This window comes from Microcystis sp. LSC13-02, assembly GCA_002282935.1.
Taxonomy (GTDB): domain Bacteria; phylum Cyanobacteriota; class Cyanobacteriia; order Cyanobacteriales; family Microcystaceae; genus Microcystis.
In genome coordinates, this window is record MTBT01000143.1 from 1,332 (window position 1) to 6,956 (window position 5,625).

A 5,625-nucleotide genomic window follows, 5' to 3' on the forward strand; every position below is an offset into this window, starting at 1 on the left:
TGCCTATAATAAAGGACTATTTGTGATTAAACCTTCTGGGGATACAGTGGAGATTATTAATGATGAAAACTTTCGACCGAGGACTTGGTAAGGTAGTACAGGTATCTTGTCCTACGGCTATCTACAAATTAATTACACCCAGCTAATTAACTTGATTTTCGTCCGTTCATAGTAGTGAAAATGCGATGAATTGATTCAATCTTTCATAAAACCATAAATTTATGCCATAATGACCGAATATGGTGTCGTGAGCTTTTTGGCTGTGATCGGTAAACGGTAATCAGTGAACTGAAAACTCACATCCGATCAGTGATCACTGATAAGCTATACTGGGGAAATTGCGCTAACAGCAGGGTTGCTGCTGCCTGTCGTTAAATTGTCTCTAGTGAAATTGAGGAATTAACTTTGTCTAAACAAGATCTAATTGAAATGGAAGGAACCGTCACCGAATCTTTGCCCAACGCCATGTTTAGGGTGGATTTAGATAACGGTTTCAACGTCTTAGCCCATATATCCGGCAAAATCCGCCGTAATTATATCAAAATCCTCCCCGGCGATCGAGTCAAAGTGGAACTGACCCCCTACGACCTAACCAAAGGCAGAATTACCTATCGCCTGAAAAATCAAAAAAAATAGTGACAAATAGGGGCAGAGAAGCCAAAAAGCCTAATAAGCGGCCAAATTTATTTTAAAAAAATAGGTGACACGAGTAAAAGAAATCTGATATAATAGTAAGCTTGCAGTGTTGCCAGAATAGTTAGGCATGAAAGTTAGAGCGTCTGTCAAAAAAATGTGCGAAAAGTGCCGCGTCATCCGTCGGCGCGGTCGAGTCATGGTAATTTGTTCTAACCCCAAACACAAGCAGAGACAAGGTTAACCCACCAAAGTCACTGTCTTGGGGCAGAGAATCGTTACCGTTAATTGTAGTCGTTTTTGGAAAAAAAATCGTTCATAGGGAGAAAGAAAAAGCGTGGCAAGGATAGCTGGTGTAGACCTACCTCGCGATAAGCGTGTGGAAATCGCCCTGACCTACCTCTACGGAGTGGGTCTATCGCGTTCCCAAGAAGTCTTATCCGCGACGGGTGTTAACCCTGACACTCGGGTCAAGGATCTCAGCGATGAAGACGTGGCGGCGCTACGGACTTATATCGAAACAAATTATCAAATCGAGGGGGATTTGAGACGCTGGGAGGCGATGAACATCAAACGCCTAGCCGATATCGGCACCTATCGAGGTCGTCGGCATCGGCTAGGATTACCCGTACGCGGGCAACGGACGCGAACCAATGCGCGGACCCGTCGCGGTCGTCGGGTGACAGTGGCAGGGAAGAAAAAAGCCCCCTCCAAGAAATAATTTTTTATTCATTGCGATATCCCCCAATCAAGAAAAACTATGGCGCGACCAACCAAAAAAACCGGACCAAAAAAACAGAAGAAAAATATTCCTACCGGAGTCGCTCACATTCAATCGACCTTCAACAATACCATTGTCACGATCTCCGATACCAAAGGCGATGTGATCTCTTGGGCATCGGCGGGATCGAGTGGTTTTAAAGGAGCTAAAAAAGGAACCCCCTTCGCCGCCCAAACCGCCGCCGATAACGCCGCCCGCCGAGCGATCGAACAGGGAATGCGTCAACTAGAGGTGATGGTTAGCGGCCCTGGGGCAGGACGGGAAACCGCAATCCGGGCCCTGCAAGGAGCAGGATTAGAAATCACCCTGATCCGGGACGTGACCCCCATCCCCCACAATGGTTGTCGTCCTCCCAAACGCCGGAGAGTGTAAACAGTGAACAGCTTTTTCAGGTGACAGGGATCTTGAGGCCGGCAGCCGTTAGCTTTTGGCGCATCAGCAGGAGAATCGGGTCGTCAAAGACCATCTGAGCAAAAAACTGAACGCTGAACGCTAAATGCTGAACGCTAGAGAAAACTGATAACTGATAACTGATAACTGATAACTGAACAAGGGAGGTCAATCGGTGGCGCAATTTCAAATCGAGTGTGTAGAAGCAAAAACTTACAAGAATCAGAGTCAGTACAGTAAATTCGTACTAGAGCCTCTGGAAAGAGGCCAGGGTACGACCGTAGGTAATGCCCTGAGACGGATTCTCATTTCCAATCTGGAAGGGGCGGCCGTGACGGCCCTGCGGATCGCGGGAGTCAATCACGAATTTGCCACCGTCCAGGGAGTACGCGAGGACGTGATGGAACTCATGCTCAACATGAAAGAAATCATCCTCAAAAGCTACACCAATCAAACCCAGATCGGGCGTTTAGTGGCAACTGGACCGGCGACGGTAGTGGCGGCACAATTCGATTTACCCTCAGAAGTCGAGATAGTCGATCGCAATCAGTACGTCGCTACCCTAGCCGAAGGGGCGAAGCTAGAGATGGAATTTCGCGTGGAAAAAGGCAAAGGCTATCGGGCGATTGATCGCAGTAAAGAAGAAGCCACTTCGCTAGACTTTCTGCAAATCGACTCGATTTTTATGCCCGTAACCAAAGTCAACTACAGCGTCGAAGATATCCGTTCCGAAAGCGGTCAAGCTAGAGATCGTCTGCTCTTGGAAATTTGGACAAACGGGAGCATTAACCCCAAAGAAGCCCTTTCCCAAGCGGCCGATATGCTAGTTAATCTCTTTAACCCGCTCAAGGATCTCAACGCCCTCGAATCTTCCGGTAACTTTGACGACCAAGAGATCAACCAAGAAAACCAAATTCCGATCGAGGAACTACAATTATCCGTGCGCGCCTACAATTGCCTGAAGCGAGCGCAGATCAACACCGTAGCCGACCTCCTCGATTACAGCCAAGAAGATCTCTTAGAAATCAAAAACTTTGGGCAGAAATCGGCTGAAGAAGTCATTGAAGCCCTACAAAAACGGTTAGGCATCACCCTACCCCAAGAAAAAAGCAAGTAAACCCAATTCCAGGAAAATACCATGAGACATCGATGTAAAGTGCCTCAATTGGGTCTGCCGGCTGACCAAAGAAAGGCACTGCTGCGCAGCTTGGCCACCCAGCTAATTCGCCACGGTCAGATCACCACCACCCTAGCGAAAGCGAAAGCGGTGCGAGCAGAGGTAGACCACATTATCACCCTAGCTAAAGACGGTTCCCTGAGCGCCCGTCGCCAAGCTATGGGCTACATCTACGATAAACAACTGGTTCACGCCCTCTTTGAAGGCGCACAAGCCCGTTATGGCGGTCGTAACGGCGGTTATACCCGGGTCGTGCGTACCCTGCGCCGTCGCGGGGATAATGCCCCCATGGCGATTATCGAACTGATGTAAAGATGACAGCTTGCCACCAGTCGCGGATCGCCCTAGTTATCCAGTATGTGGGAACTAATTTCCACGGCTGGCAACGGCAACCCCATCACAGGAGCGTGCAGGAAGAAATCGAGAAGGCTCTGGCCGATATTCTCGGTCATGACGTCACTCTGCACGGGGCCGGACGTACCGATAGCGGTGTTCACGCCGCCGCCCAAGTTGCCCATTTCGAGCAGCAGAGTCCGATCCCACCTTCCCATTGGGCCAAGATTCTCAATGCTCGGCTAGATGACGATATCGTCATTCGGGCCTCGGCCCGGGTTCCCGATCGCTGGCACGCCCGTTTCTCGGCCCTCTGGCGACGTTATCGTTACACCCTCTATACCGACCCCATCCCCAATCTATTTGTTAGCCCCTTTAGTTGGCACTACTACCATCGTCCCCTCGATGCCGATTTGATGGCCAGGTCTCTACGGCCTCTATTGGGTAAGCACCATCTGGCCGCCTTTCACCGTGCTAACTCTAGTCGTGACCATTCCTGGGTAGAAGTACAAGGGGTGGAATGCTACCGTCAAGGGCCGTTTGTACAGATGGAAATTCAAGCCAATGGCTTTTTGTACGGGATGGTGCGCCTATTGGTGGGAATGTTGGTGGAGGTGGGAACTGGTGAGCGATCGCTAGAAAACTTTACCGACATCTGGGTCAATCAGCGCCGAGAATTGGTCAAATACGCCGCACCAGCTAAAGGACTATGTTTACTGCGGGTGGGTTACGCCGATTTTCCCTTTGCCGATAGCGTCTGGTTCGAGACTCAGCCTCTTTATTATTTCCGAGCAGAGGGGATAGGGGAATAGGGTAATGGGGGAATAGGGGAATTTCAACTAAAACCCGAAAACCCTAAAACCCGAAAACTCTAACCCCCCAACACCCTGGTCGGCAATAAAAAAAATTATTTTTGTAAACCAAGGCAAACTCACCATGAACAAAACACCTCTACCAAATTTAGAGACTCTAGAGCAGAAATGGTACGTCATTGATGCGGCCGATCAGCGTCTAGGTCGTCTGGCCACCGAGATCGCTATGATTCTACGGGGCAAAAATAAGGCCACTTTCACCCCCCATCTGGATACGGGGGATTTTGTCATTGTTATTAACGCCGAAAAAGTGACGGTGACGGGCAAAAAACGCCAACAGAAAGTTTATCGCCGCGATTCCGGCAGACCGGGTGGTATGAAGGTAGAAAGCTTCGATAAACTGCAAAAACGCATTCCCGAACGGATTATCGAACACGCTGTTAAGGGAATGCTCCCGAAAAATAGCTTAGGTCGGAAATTGTTCACGAAACTGAAAGTTTATGCCGGTGCGGAACATCCCCATCAGGCACAACAACCGGAAGTTTTAGCGATTAATACGATTCCCGCAGGAGGAAATTAAGTCAATGCAAGCCACGGACAGTAAAAATAAGGTAGTTTATTGGGGAACGGGACGACGCAAATCGGCGGTCGCTTCCGTGCGTCTCGTGCCGGGGACGGGGGCCATTACCGTTAACGGTCGCGATGGAGAAACCCATTTTAACCGCATTCCCACCTATATCCAGACGATTAAGGCTCCTCTGGAGACTTTGGGACTGGAAAACGAGTATGATATCATCGTTAAGGCCGAGGGCGGTGGTTTGACCGGCCAAGCGGACGCGGTGAAATTGGGTGTCGCTAGAGCTTTATGTCAATTAGCGCCGGAAAATCGTCCTCCCCTCAAGAGTGAAGGTTATCTGACTCGGGATCCCCGGGCGAAGGAACGGAAAAAATACGGTCTTCACAAAGCGCGCAAAGCGCCTCAATACTCGAAACGTTAGGTTAATAGAGAGGTTTATTATGCCGAAAAAAATTCATCCTACTTGGTATCCGGAAGCTAAGGTGATCTGTAATGGTGAACTGGTGATGACGGTGGGTTCGACCAAACCAGAAATTCATGTGGAGGTTTGGTCGGGTAATCATCCTTTTTATACGGGAACCCAGAAGATGATCGATACGGAAGGCCGGGTTGATCGCTTCTTGCGTAAGTACAAAATGGGCGATAAGTCAAGCAAAAAGGCCGATCAGAAATAATTCTTTACTTTTGCCTTTTTGACCCGGTGGGGAAATTTTCCCGCTGGGTTTTTTGCTATTTTTAGGCTGGTAGGGTCATTATAGTTACTAATTCTGTACGCAAACGTCGCACTTTGAATCAGCTTTGTACGCTTTGACCCGTACAGGGCTAACTACACAGCAATTCTCATTTTGAAAACAAAAGAAGATAAAGTTCTCTTGTTCACATAGAGAACTTCTGTCTAATTATCATTTTTTTTCAAGATAAT

10 protein-coding genes and 1 pseudogene are annotated in these 5,625 nt (G+C 48.7%); all 11 read left to right on the forward strand.

Translation table 11 applies throughout. From position 1 onward, the window contains the following. A pseudogene (locus BGL89_RS08675) lies at window positions 1-91 on the forward strand (DUF3782 domain-containing protein); the annotation flags it as partial. 314 nt (window positions 92-405) lie between these two features. Continuing rightward, window positions 406-636 (forward strand): translation initiation factor IF-1, encoded by a 231-nt coding sequence (infA, locus tag BGL89_RS08680; RefSeq protein WP_002737109.1) that lies wholly within the window; start codon window positions 406-408, stop codon window positions 634-636. Between the two features lie 127 nt (window positions 637-763). Continuing rightward, window positions 764-877: a 50S ribosomal protein L36 gene (rpmJ, locus tag BGL89_RS08685; protein WP_012593611.1), complete on the forward strand. Its 114-nt coding sequence runs from the start codon at window positions 764-766 to the stop codon at window positions 875-877. Window positions 878-970: 93 nt separating this feature from the next. Next, window positions 971-1,354, forward strand: coding sequence for a 30S ribosomal protein S13 (gene rpsM, locus BGL89_RS08690; RefSeq protein ID WP_002735415.1), 384 nt, complete (start codon window positions 971-973; stop codon window positions 1,352-1,354). Between the two features lie 39 nt (window positions 1,355-1,393). Continuing rightward, window positions 1,394-1,786 carry a 30S ribosomal protein S11 gene (gene rpsK / locus BGL89_RS08695; protein ID WP_286825371.1) on the forward strand — a complete coding sequence of 131 codons (393 nt, stop codon included), beginning with the start codon at window positions 1,394-1,396 and terminating at the stop codon, window positions 1,784-1,786. A gap of 193 nt (window positions 1,787-1,979) precedes the next feature. Further along, complete coding sequence (locus BGL89_RS08700) at window positions 1,980-2,921, forward strand: DNA-directed RNA polymerase subunit alpha (RefSeq protein WP_158200657.1); 942 nt, start codon at window positions 1,980-1,982, stop codon at window positions 2,919-2,921. 21 nt (window positions 2,922-2,942) lie between these two features. Beyond that, window positions 2,943-3,293: a 50S ribosomal protein L17 gene (gene rplQ / locus BGL89_RS08705; protein WP_024970315.1), complete on the forward strand. Its 351-nt coding sequence runs from the start codon at window positions 2,943-2,945 to the stop codon at window positions 3,291-3,293. A 2-nt stretch (window positions 3,294-3,295) separates the two neighbouring features. Continuing rightward, the gene (truA, locus tag BGL89_RS08710) at window positions 3,296-4,126 is read left to right on the forward strand and encodes a tRNA pseudouridine(38-40) synthase TruA (RefSeq protein WP_286825372.1); all 831 of its coding nucleotides are present in this window, start codon (window positions 3,296-3,298) and stop codon (window positions 4,124-4,126) included. Between the two features lie 124 nt (window positions 4,127-4,250). Beyond that, entirely contained in the window at window positions 4,251-4,706 is a 456-nt protein-coding gene (gene rplM / locus BGL89_RS08715) for a 50S ribosomal protein L13 (protein WP_002735375.1), read from the forward strand. A 4-nt stretch (window positions 4,707-4,710) separates the two neighbouring features. Then, window positions 4,711-5,124 (forward strand): 30S ribosomal protein S9, encoded by a 414-nt coding sequence (rpsI, locus tag BGL89_RS08720; protein WP_002737094.1) that lies wholly within the window; start codon window positions 4,711-4,713, stop codon window positions 5,122-5,124. Between the two features lie 19 nt (window positions 5,125-5,143). Next, window positions 5,144-5,377: a 50S ribosomal protein L31 gene (rpmE, locus tag BGL89_RS08725; RefSeq protein ID WP_002760058.1), complete on the forward strand. Its 234-nt coding sequence runs from the start codon at window positions 5,144-5,146 to the stop codon at window positions 5,375-5,377. The last annotated feature ends 248 nt before the right edge of the window (window positions 5,378-5,625 follow it).

Coding starts and splice junctions, on each gene's coding strand:
- rpmE (WP_002760058.1), top strand. CDS start 5,144: ATGCCGAAAAAAATTCATCCTACTTGGTATCCGGAAGCTAAGGTGATC.
- rplQ (WP_024970315.1), top strand. CDS start 2,943: ATGAGACATCGATGTAAAGTGCCTCAATTGGGTCTGCCGGCTGACCAA.
- rpsI (WP_002737094.1), top strand. CDS start 4,711: ATGCAAGCCACGGACAGTAAAAATAAGGTAGTTTATTGGGGAACGGGA.
- rpmJ (WP_012593611.1), top strand. CDS start 764: ATGAAAGTTAGAGCGTCTGTCAAAAAAATGTGCGAAAAGTGCCGCGTC.
- rplM (WP_002735375.1), top strand. CDS start 4,251: ATGAACAAAACACCTCTACCAAATTTAGAGACTCTAGAGCAGAAATGG.
- rpsK (WP_286825371.1), top strand. CDS start 1,394: ATGGCGCGACCAACCAAAAAAACCGGACCAAAAAAACAGAAGAAAAAT.
- truA (WP_286825372.1), top strand. CDS start 3,296: ATGACAGCTTGCCACCAGTCGCGGATCGCCCTAGTTATCCAGTATGTG.